The organism is Streptomyces sp. NPDC040405 (assembly GCF_055595765.1).
The window spans coordinates 322,859-341,802 of the sequence record NZ_JBVIVI010000001.1 but is presented as its reverse complement, the minus strand read 5'-3'; the positions used below and the strand labels follow the sequence as shown (position 1 = coordinate 341,802).

The following is an 18,944-nucleotide window of genomic DNA, read 5'->3' as shown; positions in this document are numbered from 1 at the left end:
GGTTACGGGAAGGGGCGGGGCGGGGGACGAACCCCCGCCCGGACTTACGCCTTGTGGAGGCGGAAGGTCAGGCCCAGGGCCGGGTCCTCGAAGGGGGTGCCGTAGGCGGCGTCGGCCTCGCCGGAGGCGAAGTCCGTGGCGAGGACCTCGTCGGCGATCAGCTCGGCGTGGTCGGTGAGGGCCTGGCGGAGTTCCTCGTCGGACGACTGCCAGCGGAGGGCGATCCGGTCGGCGACGTCGAGGCCGCTGTTCTTACGGGCCTCCTGGATCATCCGGATCGCGTCCCGGGCCAGACCCGCGCGGCGCAGCTCCGGGGTGATCTCCAGGTCGAGGGCGACCGTGGCGCCGGAGTCCGAGGCGACCGACCAGCCCTCCCGCGGGGTTTCGGTGATGATGACCTCGTCGGGGGAGAGGGCGACCGTCTCGCCGTCCACCACGACCGACGCCGTGCCCTCGCGCAGCGCGACGGACAGCGCGGCGGCGTCGGCATCCGCGATGGCCTTGGCCACCGGCTGGGTGCCCTTGCCGAAGCGCTTGCCCAGGGCACGGAAGTTGGCCTTGGCGGTCGTGTCGACCAGCGAGCCGCCGACCTCGCTCAGCGTGGCGAGCGAGGAGACGTTCAGCTCCTCCTCGATCTGGGCGCGCAGCTCGGGGCCCAGCTTCTCGAAGCCGGACGCGGCGACCAGCGCCCGCGACAGCGGCTGACGGGTCTTCACGCCGGACTCGGCGCGGGTGGCCCGGCCCAGCTCCACCAGGCGCCGTACGAGCGCCATCTGGGCCGAGAGGGCCGGGTCGATCATGGTCTGGTCGGCCTCCGGCCAGGAGGTGAGGTGGACGGAGGCGGGGGCGTCCGGGGCCACGGGGACGACCAGGTCCTGCCAGACGCGCTCGGTGATGAACGGGACCAGCGGGGCCATCAGCCGGGTGACCGTCTCGATGACCTCGTGCAGCGTGCGCAGCGCGGCCGCGTCGCCCTGCCAGAAGCGGCGGCGCGAGCGGCGCACGTACCAGTTGGACAGGTCGTCCACGAACGCCGACAGCAGCTTTCCGGCGCGCTGGGTGTCGTACGCCTCCATCGCCTGGGTGACCTGCTCGGTGAGGGTGCCCAGCTCGCCCAGCAGCCAGCGGTCCAGCATCGGGCGCTCGGCCCGGGCCGGGTCGGCGGCGGACGGCGCCCAGCCCGAGGTGCGGGCGTACAGGGCCTGGAAGGCGACCGTGTTCCAGTAGGTGAGCAGCGTCTTGCGCACGACCTCCTGGATGGTGCCGTGGCCCACCCGGCGGGCCGCCCACGGCGAACCACCGGCGGCCATGAACCAGCGCACGGCATCCGCGCCGTGCTGGTCCATGAGCGGGATCGGCTGAAGGATGTTGCCCAGGTGCTTGGACATCTTCCGGCCGTCCTCGGCCAGGATGTGACCGAGGCAGACCACATTCTCGTAGCTCGACCGGTCGAAGACGAGCGTGCCGACCGCCATCAGCGTGTAGAACCAGCCGCGGGTCTGGTCGATGGCCTCGGAGATGAACTGCGCCGGGTAGCGCTTCTCGAAGATCTCCTTGTTGCGGTACGGGTAGCCCCACTGCGCGAACGGCATCGAACCCGAGTCGTACCAGGCGTCGATGACCTCCGGCACCCGCACGGCCTCCGACGAGCAGCCCTCGGCGGGGCAGGCGAAGGTGACCTCGTCGATGTACGGCCGGTGCGGGTCGAGCCCCGTCTGGTCGGTGCCGGTCAGCTCGGACAGCTCGGTGAGCGAGCCGACGCAGGTCAGGTGGTCCTCCTCGCAGCGCCAGATGGGCAGCGGGGTGCCCCAGTAGCGGTTGCGGGAGAGCGCCCAGTCGATGTTGTTGTTCAGCCAGTCGCCGAACCGGCCGTGCTTGACCGAGTCCGGGAACCAGTTGGTCTTCTCGTTCTCCCGCAGCAGCGCGTCCTTGACCGCGGTGGTGCGGATGTACCAGGACGGCTGGGGGTAGTAGATCAGCGGGGTGTGGCAGCGCCAGCAGTGCGGGTAGCTGTGCTCGTACGCCAGGTGCTTGAAGAGCAGACCGCGCTCGTCCATGTCGCGGACCAGCGCCTCGTCGGCCTTCTTGAAGAACTGGCCGCCGACCAGGTCGAGCTCCTCCTCGAAGGTGCCGTCCGTGCGGATCGGGTTGACGATCGGCACGCCGTAGGCGCGGCTGCTCTTGAAGTCCTCCTCACCGTAGGGCGCCTGGTGGACCAGTCCGGTGCCGTCCTCGGTGGTGACGTAGTCGGCGTTGACGACGAAGTGCGCGTCGGGGATCTCGACCAGGTCGAAGGGGCGCCGGTACGTCCAGCGCTCCATCTCCGCACCGGTGAAGCTCTGGCCCGTGGTCTGCCAGCCCTCGCCGAGCGCCTGCTCGACCAGCGACTCGGCGACGACCAGCTTCTCGTTGCCGTCCGTGGCGACCACATAGGTCACCTCGGGGTGGGCGGCGACCGTGAGGTTGGCGACCAGCGAGAACGGGGTGGTCGTCCACGCCAGCAGGGACGCCTCGCCCGCCAGCGGGCCGGAGGTCAGCGGGAAGCGCACATAGACCGAGGCGTCGACGACGGTCTCGTAGCCCTGCGCCAGCTCGTGGTCGGACAGGCCGGTGCCGCAGCGCGGACACCAGGGGGCGACGCGGTGGTCCTGGACCAGCAGGCCCTTGTTGAAGATCTCCTTGAGCGACCACCACACCGACTCGACGTACTCGGGGTCCATCGTGCGGTAGGCGTCGTCCAGGTCGACCCAGTAGCCCATGCGCTGGGTCAGCTCGGCGAAGGCGTCGGTGTGCCGGGTCACCGACTCCCGGCACTTGGCGTTGAACTCGGCGATGCCGAACGCCTCGATGTCCTTCTTGCCGTTGAAGCCCATCTCCTTCTCGACCGCCAGCTCCACCGGCAGGCCGTGGCAGTCCCAGCCCGCCTTGCGGGCGACGTGGTAGCCGCGCATGGTGCGGAAGCGGGGGAAGACGTCCTTGAAGACGCGGGCCTCGATGTGGTGGGCGCCCGGCATGCCGTTGGCGGTGGGCGGGCCCTCGTAGAAGACCCACTCCGGCCTGCCCTCGGACTGTTCGAGGGTGCGGGCGAAGATCTTGTTCTCCTGCCAGAAGTCGAGCACGGCGTGCTCAAGGGCGGGCAGGTCGACCTGGGCGGGCACCTGGCGGTACTGCGTCATCGGAACACGTCCTCCGGCGGATACGTCTCGTCGTTTCCGTCGGAGGGACGAGAGCCGTCAGCGCTCCCGCGGTACCACCCTCCTTGGCCGCGAGCAGCGCGCTCCCGGCCCCCTCATTGGGGTCGCGATGCCGGTTCTACTGGCCCAGTGCGGGTGTTCTTCCGGCGGCTCCGGGGTGATCCTTCGCATCGCGCTCGCCCCCGGGCTCACACCGTCCCCGGGTCGCTCGTGGCCGCCTGCGACGCTACTCGTCCCCATCCACGCCTTTCGCTGCGCCCAGTGTACGGGGCCGGACGGACCGCGGCCGACCGCTTTTCCCGGCTGCGCCGACTGGGGGACGGGCCGGACCCGAGATGACCCGAATGCCGATACGCCGGGTGCTGCAGTCCCGGAGTCGTCGTACGTCACTCTCCGGCACCGGTTTCCCGGCCGGATTACCGGGCGGCGGGTGGGGCACAACGGTGGAGACCGGATTGCCGTACGGGCAAGCCGGGCGAATCGGGCGGCGTGCCCCGTTGCCGCGTGACCGGAGTCGATTTATCGTTCCGGAACGATTCGCGAGCAAGATCACAATATGTGAAGGGGCCGCGGCCATGGTGGCTAGGAAGACCGCCGTGCAGAAGAGCACGGCGAAGGCGACGAAGGCCGCGTCCGCCAAGAAGAACGCCTCGGCGGAGAAGGACGCCTCGGACGCCACGCCGGACAAGAAGGCCGCGAAGGTCACCAAGAAGGCCACGGCCAAGAAGACCACGAAGGCCGCGGTCAAGAAGGCCACGGGCAAGAAGGCCGCAACGGCCGCACCGGCCAAGAAGGCGGTGCCCGCGAAGAAGACGGGAGCCAGGAAAGTGGTTGCGAAGAAGACCCCGGACGGCGCGCCGACCGCCAAGCAGTCCGCGCCGTCGTTCCCGCCCTCCGGCGTGCCCAAGGCCCGGGTGCCGGGCGCCCCCGTGGACCCCGCCGAGCTGGCCGTACGCCCCGGTGAGGAGCCCTGGTCGGCGGAGGAGGTGGACGAGGCGCGCAGCGAGCTGCTGACCGAGGCCGGGCGGCTGCGCACCGAGATCCTCGCCTCCGAGCAGGCCATCACCGGCCTGATGCGCGACTCCGGCGACGGCGCGGGCGACGACCAGGCCGACACCGGCACCAAGAACATCACGCGCGAGCACGAGATGGCCCTGGCCGGGAACGCCCGCGAGATGCTGCTGCAGACCGAGCGCGCCCTGGAGCGGCTGGACGCCGGGACGTACGGCCTCTGCGAGAACTGCGGAAACGCGATCGGCAAGGCCCGGATGCAGGCGTTCCCGCGGGCCACGCTGTGCGTCGAGTGCAAGCAGCGTCAGGAGCGCCGCTGACCGTCCGCACGCCTGTGTCGTACCCTCGTCTGAGCCAGGGGGAGACTGGCCCGGACGATGAGGGACATACGTTGACAGAGGCGGAGCAGGCCATCGGTACGCCAGATGCGGGGAAGGCCGAGGAGGGCGCCGGGACCAGCGCCGCCGAGGCCGCGGCCGAAGCCGGGAAGAAGCGGCGGATCGGGGTGCTCGTCGCGGTCGCCGGGTTCGCGTACCTCCTGGATCTGTGCAGCAAGCTGGCCGTGGTCGCGAAGCTGGAGCACCACGCTCCGGTCGAGGTGATCGGCACCTGGCTCCAGCTGGAGGTGATCCGCAACCGCGGCGCGGCCTTCGGTATGGGCGAGGCGATGACCATCGTCTTCACGGTGATCGCGGCCGGGGTGATCGTGGTCATCGCGCGGCTGGCCCGCAAGCTCTACAGCCTGCCCTGGGCCTTCGCGCTCGGCATGCTGCTCGGCGGTGCCTTCGGCAACCTCACCGACCGGGTCTTCCGGGCGCCCGGCGATCTGCAGGGCGCGGTCGTGGACTTCATCGCCCCCGCCCACTTCGCGGTCTTCAACCTCGCCGACTCGGCGATCGTGTGCGGCGGCTTCCTGATCGTGATCCTGTCGTTCCGCGGTCTGGACCCGGACGGCACGGTCCACAAGGACTGACGCCGGGCGGTATCCGACGGGCGTACGAACCGGTGCGCGCGGTCCGTCATACTCGACGGGTGAGTACGATTCCCGAGATCCGCACCCTGCCCGTACCCGACGGACTGGAGGGCGAGCGCGTCGACGCCGCGATCGCCCGCATGTTCGGCTTCTCGCGGACCAAGGCGGCCGAGCTGGCCGCCGCCGGGAAGGTGCAGGTCGACGGCAGCACCGCCGCCAAGTCCGACCGGGTCTCCGGCGGGGCCTGGCTCGAAGTCGAGATGCCGCAGGCCGCTCCGCCGGTCCAGATCGTCGCCGAGCCCGTCGAGGGCATGGAGATCGTCCATGACGACGACGACATCGTGGTCATCGCCAAGCCCGTCGGCGTCGCCGCCCACCCCAGCCCCGGCTGGACCGGCACGACCGTGATCGGCGGGCTCGCGGCCGCCGGTTTCCGCATCGCCACCTCGGGTGCCGCCGAGCGCCAGGGCATCGTCCACCGGCTGGACGTGGGCACCTCGGGTCTGATGGTCGTCGCCAAGTCCGAGCGCGCGTACACCCTGCTCAAGCAGCAGTTCCGGGAGCGTACGGTCGACAAGCGCTACCACGCGCTGGTCCAGGGCCACCCCGATCCGCTCAGCGGCACGATCGACGCGCCGATCGGGCGTCATCCGCAGCACGACTACAAGTGGGCCGTGACCGCGGACGGCAAGGCGAGCGTCACCCACTACGACCTCATCGAGGCATTCCGCGCCGCCAGCCTCCTCGACATCAAGCTGGAGACCGGGCGCACCCACCAGATCCGGGTGCACATGTCGGCACACCGCCATCCGTGCGTCGGCGACCTCACCTACGGCGCCGACCCGACGCTCGCCAAGCGGCTGAAGCTGACCCGGCAGTGGCTGCACGCGATGCGGCTGGGCTTCGAGCACCCGTCCGACGGCAGCTGGATCGAGTTCGAGAGCGCCTACCCGGACGATCTGCAGAAGGCGCTGGACATCGTGCGGGCGGAGAGCGCGTGAGCCCTGTGGGCCCGTATGCCATCGAGGTGGTGGCCGACGGCGACCTCACGGCCTGCCATGCCGTGCGCCGCGAGGTCTTCGTGGTCGAGCAGGGCATCTCCGTGGCGGAGGAGATGGACGCGTACGACGCGCACGCCGTCCACCTCCTGGCCTCCTCGGCGGGCCGTCCCGTGGGCACGGTCCGCTTTCTGCACGGCGCGGCCGCCGACAAGAAGTACGGCCACGCCGGGGTGAACGGCGCCACCACCGCCGCCCTCGGCCGTCTCGCCGTGGCCCCCGCGGCGCGCGGCACCGGGCTGGGGGCGGCGCTGGTCCGGGCCGTCGAGGCGGAGGCCGGGCGGCGCGGGCTGTCCGCGGTCTACCTGGAGGCCCAGACGCACGCGCTCGCGTTCTACGAGCGGCTGGGCTACGAGGCGTCCGGGCCGGAGTTCGACGAGGGCAGCGGCATTCCGCACCGCGCGATGCGGCGCGCCCTGTGAGGCGCCGGCGCCGGTCCTAGCCCTTGCGGAAGCCGTTGTCGAAGGGGGCGAAGTGGTCCTCGCGCCCCGGGCGGGCGGACACCGGTTCGGGCACGTGGGCCTCCGCCGCGGGCGCGGTCGTGATCCGCGGCAGCGCGTACGGATGCTCCTCCCGCAGCCACGTGATCATCCTCTCCCGCACCGCGCACCGCACCGTCCACGCGTCGTCGGAGTCCCGGGCGGTCACCAGCGCCCGCACCACGATGGTGCTCGGGCTCGTGTCGGTGACGACCAGGCTCCAGTCCCGGCCGTCCCAGGCGGGGGACTCCTGCACGATCTCGCGCAGCTTCGTCCGCATCTCCTCGATCGGCGCGTGGTGGTCGAGGTGGAAGAGGACCGTGCCGGTCTTCTGGGTGCCGCCGCGCGACCAGTTCTCGAACGGCTGACCGGTGAAGTACGACACCGGCATGGTGATCCGGCGCTCGTCCCAGGTCCGCACCGACAGGAAGGTGAGGGTGATCTCCTCGACCGTGCCCCACTCGCCGTTGACCACCACCGTGTCGCCGATGCGCACCATGTCGCCGAAGGCGATCTGCAGTCCGGCGAAGAGGTTGCCCAGCGTCGACTGGGCGGCGACACCGGCGACGATGCCCAGGATTCCGGCGGACGCCAACATGGACGTCCCGACGGCGCGCATCGCGGGGAAGGTCAGCAGCATCGCCGACGCGGCCACCACCCCGACGACCGCGGCCACCACCCGCTGGATCAGCGTGACCTGGGTGCGCACCCGCCGCACCCGCGCCGCGTCGTGCGCGCTGGCGGCGTAGCGGGAGTACGAGGACTCCACGATGGCCCCGGAGCCCCGGATCACCAGCCAGGCGGTCGCCGCGATCAGCACCAGGCTGAGCAGCCGGCCGATCGCCGTCTGGTGCGCGGTGATGGACTCCGCGTCGATCGTCTCGTACGAGCCGCGCAGCAGCGCCGTGCACACCGTCACCTGGAGCGGCAGCCGACAGCCGCGCAGCAGGTCCCACAGCGGGGTCTCCGGGTGCCGGGCGTCGATCCGCCGCAGCAGCCAGTCGGCTGCCCAGCCGATGAACACCGTGATGGCGAGGGAGCCGCCGATGACGATGACCGGACGCAGCACGTCCTCCATGAAGATCTTCCTCGTCCTTCCGCCGGAGGTTCTCGGTTTCCGCCTTCCCGGGCCGTACCTGGCACGATGGGCGAAGCGCGTTCCACCCACTAGGAAGTGACCACTGTGACCCGTTCCCCGATCCTGCTCCTCCATTCCATGTATGGCCTGCGGCCCGCGGTGCACGCGGCCGCGGACCGGCTGCGCGCCGCGGGGCACGAGGTGCACGTACCCGATCTGTACGAGGGGCGGACGGCGGACACCGCCGAGGAGGGCATGGCCCTCAAGGAGGAGATCGGCGGCGACGAGCTGCTGAAGCGGGCGGTGCGGGCCGCGGCGCCCGTCTCGGACCGCGGCCTGGTCTACGCGGGCTTCTCGCTCGGCGGCTCGCTCGCGCAGAACCTGGCGCTGGCGGACGAGAAGGCGCGCGGGCTGCTTCTGCTGCACGGGACCTCGGACATCGCCGACGACACCACGACCGACGAGCTGCCGGTGCAGCTGCACGTCGCCGACCCCGACCCGTTCGAGCCGCACGACTGGCTGAACGCCTGGTATCTGCGGATGCGGCGGGCCGGGGCCGAGGTGGAGGTCTTCCGCTATCCCGGGGCCGGGCATCTGTACACCGACCCGGAGCTGCCGGACTACGACGCGCAGGCCGCCGAGGCCACCTGGCGGGTGGCGCTCGGCTTCCTCGAAGAGCTGGGGTAGGGCGTCACGCCACCGGCTTGTCGGCGCGCTCGACCCGCTGGGTGCCGGAGCGGGTGAGGTAGGACCGGGACCAGGCCGCGGTGGCGTGCGGGTCGGTCTTGTCGGAGACGGCGTAGTAGTCCATTTGGGCCCGCTCGGCGGTGACGTCGAGCACGCCGTATCCGTGGGCGTCCATGTCCAGCCACTTCACATGGCGGTTGGCGGCGCGGAGGGCGGCGGCCGCGGCCAGCGAGACGGTGTGCGCCGGTACGTGGAGCAGATCGTCGAGGTTGTCAGAGGTCACCGAGGTGACCACGAACTCGGTCGCGGCCGAGTCGGAGAGCGGATAGGTCGCGGCCTTCACCGGCACGTCGTTGGCCCAGGCCATGTGGATGTCACCGGTGAGGAAGACGGTGTTGCCGATGGCGTTCCCGGTGAGATGGGCGAGCAGTTCGCGCCGGTCGTCGGTGTAGCCGTCCCACTGGTCGGTGTTGATCGCCAGGCCCTCCTTGGGCAGCCCGAGGAGTTCGGCCAGCGGGGCGAGCACCTCGGCCGGGAGCGCGCCGAAGGCGACCGGCGAGATCATCACCGAGTTGCCCACCAGCCGCCAGGTGGTGTCCGAGCCGCTGAGCCCGGACTTGAGCCAGTCGAGCTGGGCGCGCCCGGTGACCGTACGGTCCGGGTCGTCCACCGAGCCGCTGCCCACGGACGCCTGCTGGGAGCGGAACGAGCGCAGGTCCAGCAGGTGGAGGTCGGCGAGGGTGCCGTAGCGCAGCCGCCGGTAGGTGGTGCCCGCGGTGGAGGGGCGCACCGGCATCCACTCGAAGTACGCCTGCTTGGCGGCGGCCATCCGGGACGCCCAGGCGCCCTCGGTGCCGGGGGTGTGGTTCTCGGCCCCGCCCGCCCACGCGTCGTTGGCGAACTCGTGGTCGTCCCAGATGGCGATCATCGGCACGGCGGCGTGCAGCGCCCGCAGATCGGCGTCGGTCTTGTACCTGCCGTGCCGGGTGCGGTAGTCGGCGAGGGTGACGATCTCGTGGGTGGGGGCGTGCTGTCGTACGACGCTCTTCTCATCGGGGTATTCGCCGCTCTGGTACTCGTAGATGTAGTCGCCCAGATGCAGGACCGCGTCCAGGTCGGTGCGGGCGGCGAGATGGCGGTACGGGGAGAACCAGCCCGCCTCCCAGTTGGCGCAGGAGACCACGCCGAAGCGGATCCCGGGGGCCGCGGCGTCGGCCGCCGGTGCGGTGCGGGTGCGCCCCACGGGGGAGTACGGGCCGCCGTCGGCGCGGAAGCGGTAGAAGTAGTCGGTGGCCGGGCGCAGTCCGCGCACATCGGCCTTGACGGTGTGGTCGGCCGCGGCGGTGGTCTTGCCGGTGCCGTGCGCGACGACCGTACGGAACTCCCGGTCCGCGGCGACCTCCCAGCCGATCTCGACGGCCGGTCCGAGCCCCGAACCGGGCACGGCGTCCGGGGTGGGGGTGACGCGCGTCCACAGCAGGACGCCGTCGGGCAGCGGATCGCCGGAGGCGACGCCGTGCAGGAAGGCGGGGCCGGTGTCGGCATGGGCGGTGCCCTGGACGGCCAGCGGCAGCAGGGCGGCGGTGGCCGCTACGGCCGTGACGGCGCTGCGGCGGGATATGTGATTTTTGGGGTCGGTCACGGCCGACGAGATTACTGGCAGGTAGCCCCGAACGGCAGACCTTCCGGGGGAAGTTCGCCGATGTGTCGCCGCGGGGTCACCGCCGGGTCGGCGGGCGTGCCCTCGGGCTTCGAGGGCGCGCCCGCGCGGACCCGGCGGTGCGGCGCCGCGGGGTGCGGGAGGGCTACTTCTTGAGCCCCTCCTTGACCAGCGGGTTGAACTGGTCCGGCGTCATGGGAGGCTGACGCGGGCTGACCTCCAGCTTCTTGCCGTTGAGCTTGAAGGACGGGGTGCCGGAGATGTCCTTGGTGTCGTTGAAGGTCTTCGACATGGCCAGCGCCCACCGGTCGTAGGTGCCCTTCTTCACGGCCTTCTCGAAGGCCGTGTTGCCCTTCAGCTCCTTGACCTGCTGGGCCACGTCGATCAGCTTCTGGTCGTCGGCGAAGGCGTCGTCGGTCTCGTCGGGGTGGTTCTTCGGCGAGTAGAGCGCCGTCTTGTAGTCCAGGAATGCCTGCGGGCTCACGTTGAGCGCCGCGCCGAGCGCGCTCAGGGCGTTCTTCGAGCCGGCGCCGGGCATCTGCTTGTTGTCGTCGAGGAAGGTGCCCATCGTGAACTGCGCCTTGTAGGTGCCGTCCTTGATGTCCTTGAGCACGGTCGGGCCGGTCAGCTTCTCGAAGGTGGCGCAGACCGGGCAGCGCATGTCCTCGTAGACATGCAGGGTGTTCTCGGCCTTCTTGTCGCCGATGATCACCGTGGTGCCCTGGGGGCCGCTGGTGTTGGCGGGCTTGACCAGCGACTGCTTCTTGGCGGCCGCCTGCCACTTCTGGTTGACGTTGTCGCCGCTGTTCATGTTGGTGACGGCGTAGCCTATGCCGCCCGCTATCGCGAGGACCGCGACGACCGCGCCGCCGACGAACAGCTGGCGGCGCACCCGCTCCTTCTTGGCCTGACGCTCGCGCTCGGCGCGCAGCCGCTCGCGCGCGGCCTGCTTGTTCTGCTGGCTGTTGCGGTTGCTCATAAGTGATCGATCTCCGTCGTGATACGTCGGTCGTTAGTGCGTACGTGGAAGGGAAACGCTGTGCTCAGGCGGCGAGTGAGCAGGGCGGTCCACGACGCACGACGGAGTGCACCAGAAGGGGGAGCGCGGGGGCCGTACGCACCGGGCGCATCGGCAGCGCGGCCGGGTCCCGCGGCCGCAGGGCCGCGGTGACCACCGCGACGGCCAGCAGCAGCGGCCGGAAGGCGAAACCGGCGAGGGCCCCCAGCAGCCGCCCGAAGGCGGCCTCGCCGCGCCGCAGCCAGGCCGAGGCCAGCAGCCCGATGGCGACGTGCACGGCGAGCAGCAGCCACGGGGTGGCGGAGCTGACGGTGGCCGACAGGGCGGTGCCGCCCCCCGGATGGGTGACCCCGGCCAGCGGAGTGGTCAGGCCACCGCTGCCGCACAGCAGGTCGACGCCCATCGAGCGCAGGGGACCGGCCACCGGGCCGCCGGACTGCCCGTAACAGGCGTCCTGGCCCGTGGTGAAGATCGTGTCGGCGGCCAGCTCCAGCGGGACCAGCAGGGCGGCGATGCCCCAGAAGCCCCGCTCCCGGCCCGCGAGCGCGTAGGCGAGGGCGAAGACGACCACCGAGAGCACCGCGACCGTGGACAGCGGCAGCGGGACGCGGGAGAGCAGTACGTGGGAAGCCGACGACAGAGTGACGCACAGCGCTGTGAAGAGCGCCGCGCGCAGGGCCCTCAGCCGGGGCCCGGTGCCGCCCGTAGCAGCGGTGCCGCCCATGCCGTCCATAAGGTCGGATTGTGCCACGTTCGCCTGTAGGAGTGATATCAAAACCGCGGGGTGCCCGCCCGGCGGGCACCCCGCGGCCCTGCTCAGAGCCCCGGGATGCGGCCGTTGCGGAAGAGGTCCACGAAGGTCTGGTGGTCGGCGCGGGCCTGTGCGCCGTACGAGTGGGCGAAGTCCACCAGCAGCTGCGCGAAGCCGTCCTCGTCGGCGGCGATCACCGCGTCGATGGCGCGCTCGGTGGAGAACGGCACCAGCGAGTGACCGCTCTGGTCGTCGGCGGCGGCGTGCATGGTGGCCGTGGCCCGCCCGAGGTCCGCGACGACGGCGGCGATCTCGGCCGGGTCGTCGATGTCGCTCCAGTCCAGGTCCACCGCGTACGGCGAGACCTCGGCGACCAGCTGCCCGGCCCCGTCCAGCTCGGTCCAGCCCAGCCACGGGTCGGCGTGCGCCTGGAGCGCGCGCTGCGAGATCACCGTGCGGTGGCCCTCGTGGTGGAAGTACGCGCGCACCTGCTCGTCGGTGATGTGCCGGGAGACCGCCGGGGTCTGCGCCTGCTTCATGTAGATCACCACATCGTTCTCCAGGGCGTCGCTGTTGCCCTCCAGAAGGATGTTGTACGAGGGCAGCCCGGCGCTGCCGATGCCGATGCCCCGGCGGCCCACGACGTCCTTGACGCGGTAGGAGTCCGGACGCGCGAGACTGGACTCGGGAAGCGTTTCCAGATAGCCGTCGAAGGCGGCCAGCACCTTGTAGCGGGTCGCGGCGTCCAGCTCGATGGAGCCGCCGCCCGCCGAGAACCGGCGCTCGAAGTCGCGGATCTCGGTCATCGAGTCGAGCAGCCCGAAGCGGGTCAGCGAGCGGGCGACGCGCAGCGCGTCCAGCAGCGGGCCCTCGGCGGTCTCCAGCGTGAAGGGCGGCACCTCGTCGTTCTTGGCGCCGGTGGCCAGCGCGTGGATCCGCTCGCGGTAGGCGGCGGCGTAGATGCCCACCAGCTCGGTGATCTTCTCGTCGCTGAGCGCCTTGGTGTAGCCGATGAGCGCGATGGAGGCGGCGAAGCGCTTGAGGTCCCAGGTGAAGGGGCCGACGTACGCCTCGTCGAAGTCGTTCACGTTGAAGACCAGACGCCCGTTGGCGTCCATGTAGCTGCCGAAGTTCTCGGCGTGGAGGTCACCGTGGATCCACACCCGGCTGGTGCGGTCGTCCAGGTACGGCCCGCCGGCGCGCTCGCGCTCCACGTCGGAGTAGAACAGGCAGGCGGTGCCGCGGTAGAAGGCGAACGCCGAGGCGGCCATCTTCCGGAATTTCACGCGGAAGGCGGCCGGGTCGGCGGCGAGCAGCTCGCCGAAGGCGGTGTCGAAAACGGCGAGGATGTGCTCGCCGCGCTGTTCCGCCTGGGTCTGCTGGGTCGACATCGCGGAGCGCCTCCTGGGACACGGGGGTTAAGGGCGTGGTGACTCATACGACAGGGTGCTTTTCTTCCCGTCCGACATACGTTCCGACGTACATGACGGGACGGAGGATCCCGAGAGGATCACCGTCTGAGGCTACTCGCCCGGGCCCGTCCGCTGTCAGTCCGGAGGGGTAACCTTCGGTCCTGTCCCACCCAGCTGTCATCGACCGTTCGCCGGAGGTCTGCCACCGTGACCAAGCCGCCCTTCACGCACCTGCATGTCCATACCCAGTACTCACTGCTGGACGGTGCGGCGCGGCTCAAGGACATGTTCAACGCCTGCAATGAGATGGGCATGACGCACATCGCCATGACCGACCATGGCAACCTGCACGGTGCGTATGACTTCTACCAGCAGGCGACGGGCGCGGGCGTGACGCCGATCATCGGCATCGAGGCGTATGTCGCCCCGGAGTCGCGGCGCTACAAGCGGCGGGTCCAGTGGGGCCAGCCGCACCAGAAGCGCGATGATGTCTCCGGCTCCGGTGGTTACACCCACAAGACCCTCTGGGCGTCGAACAAGACCGGTCTGCACAACCTCTTCCGGCTCTCCTCCGACGCCTATATGGAGGGCTACTTCGTCAAGTGGCCCCGGATGGACAAGGAGACCATCGCCCAGTGGTCCGAAGGGCTGATCGCCTCCACCGGCTGCCCGTCCGGCGAGCTGCAGACCAAGCTGCGGCTGGGGCAGTTCGACGAGGCGGTGAAGGCCGCCTCCGAGTACCAGGACATCTTCGGCAAGGACCGCTATTTCCTGGAGCTGATGGACCACGGCATCGAGATCGAGCGCCGGGTCCGGGACGGGCTGCTGGAGGTCGGCAAGAAGCTGGGCATCCCGCCGCTGGTCACCAATGACTCGCACTACACCTACTCCCGCGAGTCCGTGGCGCACGACGCCCTGCTGTGCGTCCAGACGGGCAAGAACCTCTCCGACCCGGACCGCTTCCGCTTCAACGGCACCGGCTACTACCTGAAGTCCACGGAGGAGATGTACGCCATCGACTCCTCGGACGCCTGGCAGGAGGGCTGCCGCAACACCCTCCTGGTCGCCGAGCAGGTCGACGCCACCGGCTGGTTCGAGAAGCGCGACCTGATGCCGCGCTTCGACGTGCCCGAGGGGTACACCGAGGTCACCTGGTTCCAGGAGGAGGTCCGCAAGGGGATGGCCCAGCGCTTCCCCGGCGGCGTTCCCGAGGACCGGGAGAAGCTCAGCCAGTACGAGATGGACGTCATCATCCAGATGGGGTTCCCGGGCTACTTCCTCGTGGTCGCCGACTTCATCATGTGGGCCAAGAACAACGGCATCGCGGTGGGCCCCGGCCGAGGCTCCGCGGCCGGTTCGATCGTCTCGTACGCCCTGGGCATCACCGACCTCGACCCGGTCGAGCACGGGCTGATCTTCGAGCGGTTCCTGAACCCCGAGCGTGTCTCCATGCCCGATGTCGACATCGACTTCGACGAGCGTCGGCGCGGTGAGGTCATCCGGTACGTCACCGAGAAGTACGGCGCCGACAAGGTCGCCCAGATCGGTACGTACGGCACCATTAAGGCCAAGAACGCCATCAAGGACTCGGCCCGCGTGCTCGGCTACCCGTACGCGATGGGTGACCGCATCACCAAGGCCATGCCCGCCGACGTCCTCGGCAAGGGCATCCCGCTGTCCGGCATCACCGACGAGAAGCACCCTCGCTACAGCGAAGCGGGCGAGGTGCGCGGGATGTACGACAACGAGCCGGACGTGAAGAAGGTCATCGACACCGCGCGCGGTATCGAGGGCCTGGTCCGTCAGATGGGCGTGCACGCCGCGGGCGTGATCATGTCCAGCGAGACGGTGACCGACCACGTCCCGGTGTTCTCGCCGAAGAACGACGGCCAGGTCGTGACCCAGTGGGACTACCCCACCTGTGAGTCGCTGGGCCTGCTGAAGATGGACTTCCTCGGCCTGCGCAACCTCACCATCATGGACGACGCGGTCAAGATGGTCCGCGCCAACAAGGGCGTCGACCTCAAGATGCTCGACCTGTCGCTGGACGACCCCAAGACCTTCGAACTGCTCTGCCGCGGCGACACCCTCGGCGTCTTCCAGTTCGACGGCGGCCCCATGCGCTCCCTGCTGCGCATGATGAAGCCCGACCACTTCGAGGACATTTCCGCCGTCTCGGCCCTCTACCGGCCGGGCCCGATGGGCATGAACTCGCACATCAACTACGCGCTGCGGAAGAACGGGCAGCAGGAGATCACCCCGATCCACCCGGAGCTGGAGGAGCCGCTCAGGGAGGTCCTCGGCATCACCTACGGCCTCATCGTGTACCAGGAGCAGGTGCAGAAGGCCGCCCAGGTGCTCGCGGGGTACTCGCTCGGACAGGCCGACCTGCTGCGCCGGGCGATGGGCAAGAAGAAGCAGGAGGTCCTGGACAAGGAGTTCGTGCCCTTCCAGAAGGGCTGCCGCGAGCGCGGCTACTCCGACGCGGCCATCCAAGCGGTGTGGGACGTGCTGGTCCCGTTCGCCGGATACGCGTTCAACAAGGCGCACTCCTCCGCGTACGGCCTGGTCACCTACTGGACCGCGTACCTCAAGGCCAACTACCCCGCCGAGTACATGGCGGCGCTGCTCACCTCGGTCCGTGACGACAAGGACAAGTCGGCGGTCTACCTCAACGAGTGCCGCCGCATGGGCATCAAGGTGCTCCCGCCGAACGTCAACGAGTCCGAGGCCAACTTCACCGCCCAGGGTGACGACGTGATCCTCTTCGGCCTGACGGCCGTCCGTAACGTCGGCGCGAACGTGGTGGAAGCGATCATCCGCGGCCGCAAGTCCAAGGGGAAGTACAGCTCGTTCCCCGACTACCTCGACAAGGTCGAGGCGGTCGTCTGCAACAAGCGCACCACCGAATCGCTCATCAAGGCGGGCGCCTTCGACGAGATGGGCCACACCCGCAAGGGCCTCACCGCGCACTACGAAACGATGATCGACAACGTGGTGGCGGTGAAGCGCAAGGAGGCCGAGGGGCAGTTCGACCTCTTCGGCGGCATGGGCGGCGAGGGCGGCGACGGGGAGGCGCCGGGCTTCGGGCTCGACATCGAGTTCTCCGACATCGAGTGGGACAAGGCGTATCTGCTCGCCCAGGAGCGCGAGATGCTCGGCCTCTACGTCTCCGACCATCCGCTCTTCGGCATCGAGCACGTCCTCAACGACAAGGCGGACGCCGCCATCTCCCAGCTCACCGGCGGTGAGCACGCCGACGGCGCGATCGTCACCATCGGCGGCATCATCTCCGGTCTCCAGCGGAAGATGACCAAGCAGGGCAACGCCTGGGCCATCGCGACCGTCGAGGACCTGGCGGGGTCCATCGAGTGCATGTTCTTTCCGGCCACGTATCAGCTGGTCTCCACCCAGCTCGTCGAGGACGTCGTCGTGTTCGTCAAGGGCCGCCTCGACAAGCGGGAGGACATTCCGCGGCTGGTCGCCATGGAGATGATGGTCCCCGACCTGTCCGAGGCGGGCGCCAACGCGCCCGTGACGATCACCATTCCGACCGTCAAGGTCACCCCGCCGCTGGTCGAGAAGCTGGGCGAGGTGCTGAGCCACCACCGCGGTTCGACCGAGGTGCGGATCAAGCTGCAAGGCGCGCGCAAGACCACCGTGCTGCGGCTCGACCGGCACCGGGTCACCGCCGACCCGGCGCTCTTCGGCGACCTCAAGGTGCTGCTGGGAGCCTCCTGCCTGGCGGGCTGAGCACCCGGCCGTGAACATACGAGGGGCGCGCCCGGCAGCCGGGCGCGCCCCTCAACCGCTCATGGGCGGTGGGTCAGTTGTGGCCGAAACTCTTCTGGCGGCCCTTGCGTGCGGTCGAAGGGGTCCCCTCCGGCCGCATCTGCTGGGACTGTGCTTCCACCGAGGACTGCTGCGCCTGGTCGGCCTGACCGCGGTTCTGCTGTTGCTGCTGCTTGCGATCGCGGTTCTTGTTCTTACCCATGGTGGTGTGCCTCCAGTTGGGATAGCCCCCGGGAAGAACAGTGACACGCCTCGGTGACCCGTGCATTTCGGGCAATTACCGTGAGTGAGAGGGGCGGTCCTGCCGAGGAGGCCGTATCCGCCACGCCGTTGATCCAGTTCGGACTGATAACCCCCGTATGGTCGGGCAGACTCGAAGGGGGGACGAAGAAGAGATCCGGGGCACGGCTGTGTCGGGGGGCGACCGACGACTGGACTTCCAGAAAGAGGGTGGAACGTGGACCGCTGCGTCGTCCTGGTGGACGCCGGGTATCTGCTGGGCGCCGCCGCGAGCCTGCTTGCCGGGGAGCCTGCCCGCTCCCGTATCTCCGTCGATCACGCGACCCTGATCCAGGGCCTGCGCGAGCGCGCCGAGGCCGAGACCGAGCGCCCGCTGCTCCGCATCTACTGGTTCGACGGCGCCCCCGACCGCGTACCGCAGCCCGAGCACCGGAGGCTGCGGGTGATGCCGCGCGTGACCGTCCGGCTCGGCGCACTGACCCGCAGCGACGGCCGCTGGGCGCAGAAGGGCGTGGACGCCGCCATGCACGCCGAGCTGACCGAGCTGGCCCGCAACCGCGCCTGCTCCGACATCGTGCTGGTCACCGGCGACGGCGATCTGCTGCCCGGGCTGATGTCGGCCAAGGAACACGGCGTCGCCGTCCACCTGTGGGCGGTGCAGGCCGCCGACGGCGACTACAACCAGTCCGAGGACCTGGTCGCCGAGGCCGACGAGCGGCGCGTCCTGGACCGGGCGTGGATCACCGGGGCGGTGCGCGCCAAGGAGCTGCCCGGGCCCTGCGCCCCCACCACCGAGCCGCGCCCCGAGATCGCCGCCATCCTCGCCGCACCGCTGCCGGAGACCGCCGCCGCGGCCGCCGCGGCGGCCGCGGGGGGCGAGCCGCCCGCCACGCACAACGGCACGGCCCGGGCCGCCGCGGGTGCCCCGGGCCCCGCCCCCGCCGGGGCCGGGCAGGACGCCCGTACGCCGCCCGGGCAGGCCCCCGCCGCCGCACCGGACGCCACGGCCGCGGGCGGTGCCAAGGGTGTGCCCACCCCGAAGGACCTCGCGGGCCTCGGCCGCGGCCCCGGCGGCTCAGCCGCCGCACCCCACCCGGCCCCCAGCGCCACCCTCCGCTGGTCCTCCGACAAGGGCTGGGTCGACCGCGGCCCGGGCAGCGGCGTGGGCGAGCCGCCGGAGACCGCCAATCTGCCCATGCTGGCCCAGCTCACCAGCGCCGAGCAGCGCTGGGCCGACCGCGAGGAGGACATCACCGCGGTCAGCGGCGACCCGTTCGAGGTCGGCCAGGTCTTCGCCCGCCGCTGGATCGAGCGGCTCTCCGACGCCGTCCACCTCCACCAGCTGTCGACGGAGTACCCGCGCATCCCGCACCGCATCGACGGCGAGCTGCTGCGTTACGCCGCCCGCTTCGGTCTGCTCGCCCATAAGGACGACCAGATCGACGAGCACGACCGCTATGCGATCCGGGCCGGGTTCTGGCGCGAGATCGACGTCCGCACCGCCGCCGAGCACGCCCCGGCAGCGGAGTAGCCCCCGCGCCCCCGGGCCCCCGCGGATGGCTCCGGGTGTTTGGGCGCGTACCCTCATAGC

The 18,944-nt window shown here is 70.4% G+C and carries 14 protein-coding genes; 7 read left to right on the top strand and 7 right to left on the bottom strand.

Annotated features, from left to right (window positions below; all coding sequences use genetic code 11):
• Window positions 1-44: 44 nt before the first annotated feature.
• The gene (gene ileS, locus ACZ59A_RS01590) at window positions 45-3,176 is read right to left on the bottom strand and encodes an isoleucine--tRNA ligase (RefSeq protein ID WP_470952107.1); all 3,132 of its coding nucleotides are present in this window, start codon (window positions 3,174-3,176) and stop codon (window positions 45-47) included.
• 593 nt (window positions 3,177-3,769) lie between these two features.
• Between ileS and ACZ59A_RS01585 the strand changes: the two genes are divergently transcribed.
• The 4 genes from ACZ59A_RS01585 (at window position 3,770) to ACZ59A_RS01570 (ending at window position 6,658) form a co-directional block, all read left to right on the top strand.
• A complete protein-coding gene (locus ACZ59A_RS01585; RefSeq protein WP_470952104.1) occupies window positions 3,770-4,525 on the top strand; it encodes a TraR/DksA family transcriptional regulator in 756 nt (251 codons plus the stop codon).
• A 71-nt stretch (window positions 4,526-4,596) separates the two neighbouring features.
• Entirely contained in the window at window positions 4,597-5,178 is a 582-nt protein-coding gene (locus tag ACZ59A_RS01580; RefSeq protein WP_470952102.1) for a signal peptidase II, read from the top strand.
• 59 nt (window positions 5,179-5,237) lie between these two features.
• A complete protein-coding gene (locus tag ACZ59A_RS01575) occupies window positions 5,238-6,179 on the top strand; it encodes an RluA family pseudouridine synthase (RefSeq protein WP_468041705.1) in 942 nt (313 codons plus the stop codon).
• Complete coding sequence (locus tag ACZ59A_RS01570; RefSeq protein WP_470952099.1) at window positions 6,176-6,658, top strand: GNAT family N-acetyltransferase; 483 nt, start codon at window positions 6,176-6,178, stop codon at window positions 6,656-6,658. Before ACZ59A_RS01575 ends, ACZ59A_RS01570 begins: the two co-directional genes overlap by 4 nt.
• Window positions 6,659-6,674: 16 nt before the next feature.
• Here ACZ59A_RS01570 and ACZ59A_RS01565 read toward each other — a convergent pair whose 3' ends face one another.
• Window positions 6,675-7,793 (bottom strand): mechanosensitive ion channel family protein, encoded by a 1,119-nt coding sequence (locus ACZ59A_RS01565; RefSeq protein ID WP_470952096.1) that lies wholly within the window; start codon window positions 7,791-7,793, stop codon window positions 6,675-6,677.
• A 105-nt stretch (window positions 7,794-7,898) separates the two neighbouring features.
• On the opposite strand from ACZ59A_RS01565, the gene ACZ59A_RS01560 reads away from it, so the two are divergent.
• Window positions 7,899-8,480, top strand: a complete 582-nt coding sequence (locus tag ACZ59A_RS01560) for a dienelactone hydrolase family protein (RefSeq protein WP_470954569.1) — start codon at window positions 7,899-7,901, stop codon at window positions 8,478-8,480.
• Window positions 8,481-8,484: 4 nt separating this feature from the next.
• On the opposite strand, the gene ACZ59A_RS01555 is transcribed toward ACZ59A_RS01560, so the two are convergent.
• The 4 genes from ACZ59A_RS01555 to ACZ59A_RS01540 all read right to left on the bottom strand — a co-directional run bounded on the left by ACZ59A_RS01555 (window position 8,485) and on the right by ACZ59A_RS01540 (window position 13,300).
• Entirely contained in the window at window positions 8,485-10,122 is a 1,638-nt protein-coding gene (locus tag ACZ59A_RS01555) for an alkaline phosphatase D family protein (protein WP_470952093.1), read from the bottom strand.
• 163 nt (window positions 10,123-10,285) lie between these two features.
• Window positions 10,286-11,119, bottom strand: a complete 834-nt coding sequence (locus ACZ59A_RS01550; RefSeq protein ID WP_470952090.1) for a thioredoxin domain-containing protein — start codon at window positions 11,117-11,119, stop codon at window positions 10,286-10,288.
• A gap of 64 nt (window positions 11,120-11,183) precedes the next feature.
• Window positions 11,184-11,882: a hypothetical protein gene (locus tag ACZ59A_RS01545; RefSeq protein WP_470954566.1), complete on the bottom strand. Its 699-nt coding sequence runs from the start codon at window positions 11,880-11,882 to the stop codon at window positions 11,184-11,186.
• Between the two features lie 92 nt (window positions 11,883-11,974).
• Window positions 11,975-13,300 carry a DUF2252 domain-containing protein gene (locus ACZ59A_RS01540; protein WP_470952087.1) on the bottom strand — a complete coding sequence of 442 codons (1,326 nt, stop codon included), beginning with the start codon at window positions 13,298-13,300 and terminating at the stop codon, window positions 11,975-11,977.
• A gap of 228 nt (window positions 13,301-13,528) precedes the next feature.
• Between ACZ59A_RS01540 and dnaE the strand changes: the two genes are divergently transcribed.
• Window positions 13,529-17,074, top strand: a complete 3,546-nt coding sequence (gene dnaE / locus ACZ59A_RS01535) for a DNA polymerase III subunit alpha (protein ID WP_470952084.1) — start codon at window positions 13,529-13,531, stop codon at window positions 17,072-17,074.
• A gap of 73 nt (window positions 17,075-17,147) precedes the next feature.
• Here the strand turns inward: dnaE and ACZ59A_RS01530 are convergent, their stop codons facing one another.
• Window positions 17,148-17,315: a hypothetical protein gene (locus tag ACZ59A_RS01530; RefSeq protein WP_470952082.1), complete on the bottom strand. Its 168-nt coding sequence runs from the start codon at window positions 17,313-17,315 to the stop codon at window positions 17,148-17,150.
• A 255-nt stretch (window positions 17,316-17,570) separates the two neighbouring features.
• Between ACZ59A_RS01530 and ACZ59A_RS01525 the strand changes: the two genes are divergently transcribed.
• Window positions 17,571-18,884, top strand: coding sequence for an NYN domain-containing protein (locus ACZ59A_RS01525; RefSeq protein ID WP_470952080.1), 1,314 nt, complete (start codon window positions 17,571-17,573; stop codon window positions 18,882-18,884).
• The last annotated feature ends 60 nt before the right edge of the window (window positions 18,885-18,944 follow it).

Bases quoted from the DNA above. Each gene is read 5' to 3' on its own strand.
- ACZ59A_RS01550 (WP_470952090.1), bottom strand. From the start codon at position 11,119: ATGAGCAACCGCAACAGCCAGCAGAACAAGCAGGCCGCGCGCGAGCGG.
- ACZ59A_RS01585 (WP_470952104.1), top strand. From the start codon at position 3,770: ATGGTGGCTAGGAAGACCGCCGTGCAGAAGAGCACGGCGAAGGCGACG.
- ACZ59A_RS01545 (WP_470954566.1), bottom strand. From the start codon at position 11,882: ATGGGCGGCACCGCTGCTACGGGCGGCACCGGGCCCCGGCTGAGGGCC.
- ACZ59A_RS01530 (WP_470952082.1), bottom strand. From the start codon at position 17,315: ATGGGTAAGAACAAGAACCGCGATCGCAAGCAGCAGCAACAGCAGAAC.
- ileS (WP_470952107.1), bottom strand. From the start codon at position 3,176: ATGACGCAGTACCGCCAGGTGCCCGCCCAGGTCGACCTGCCCGCCCTT.
- ACZ59A_RS01540 (WP_470952087.1), bottom strand. From the start codon at position 13,300: ATGTCGACCCAGCAGACCCAGGCGGAACAGCGCGGCGAGCACATCCTC.
- ACZ59A_RS01565 (WP_470952096.1), bottom strand. From the start codon at position 7,793: ATGGAGGACGTGCTGCGTCCGGTCATCGTCATCGGCGGCTCCCTCGCC.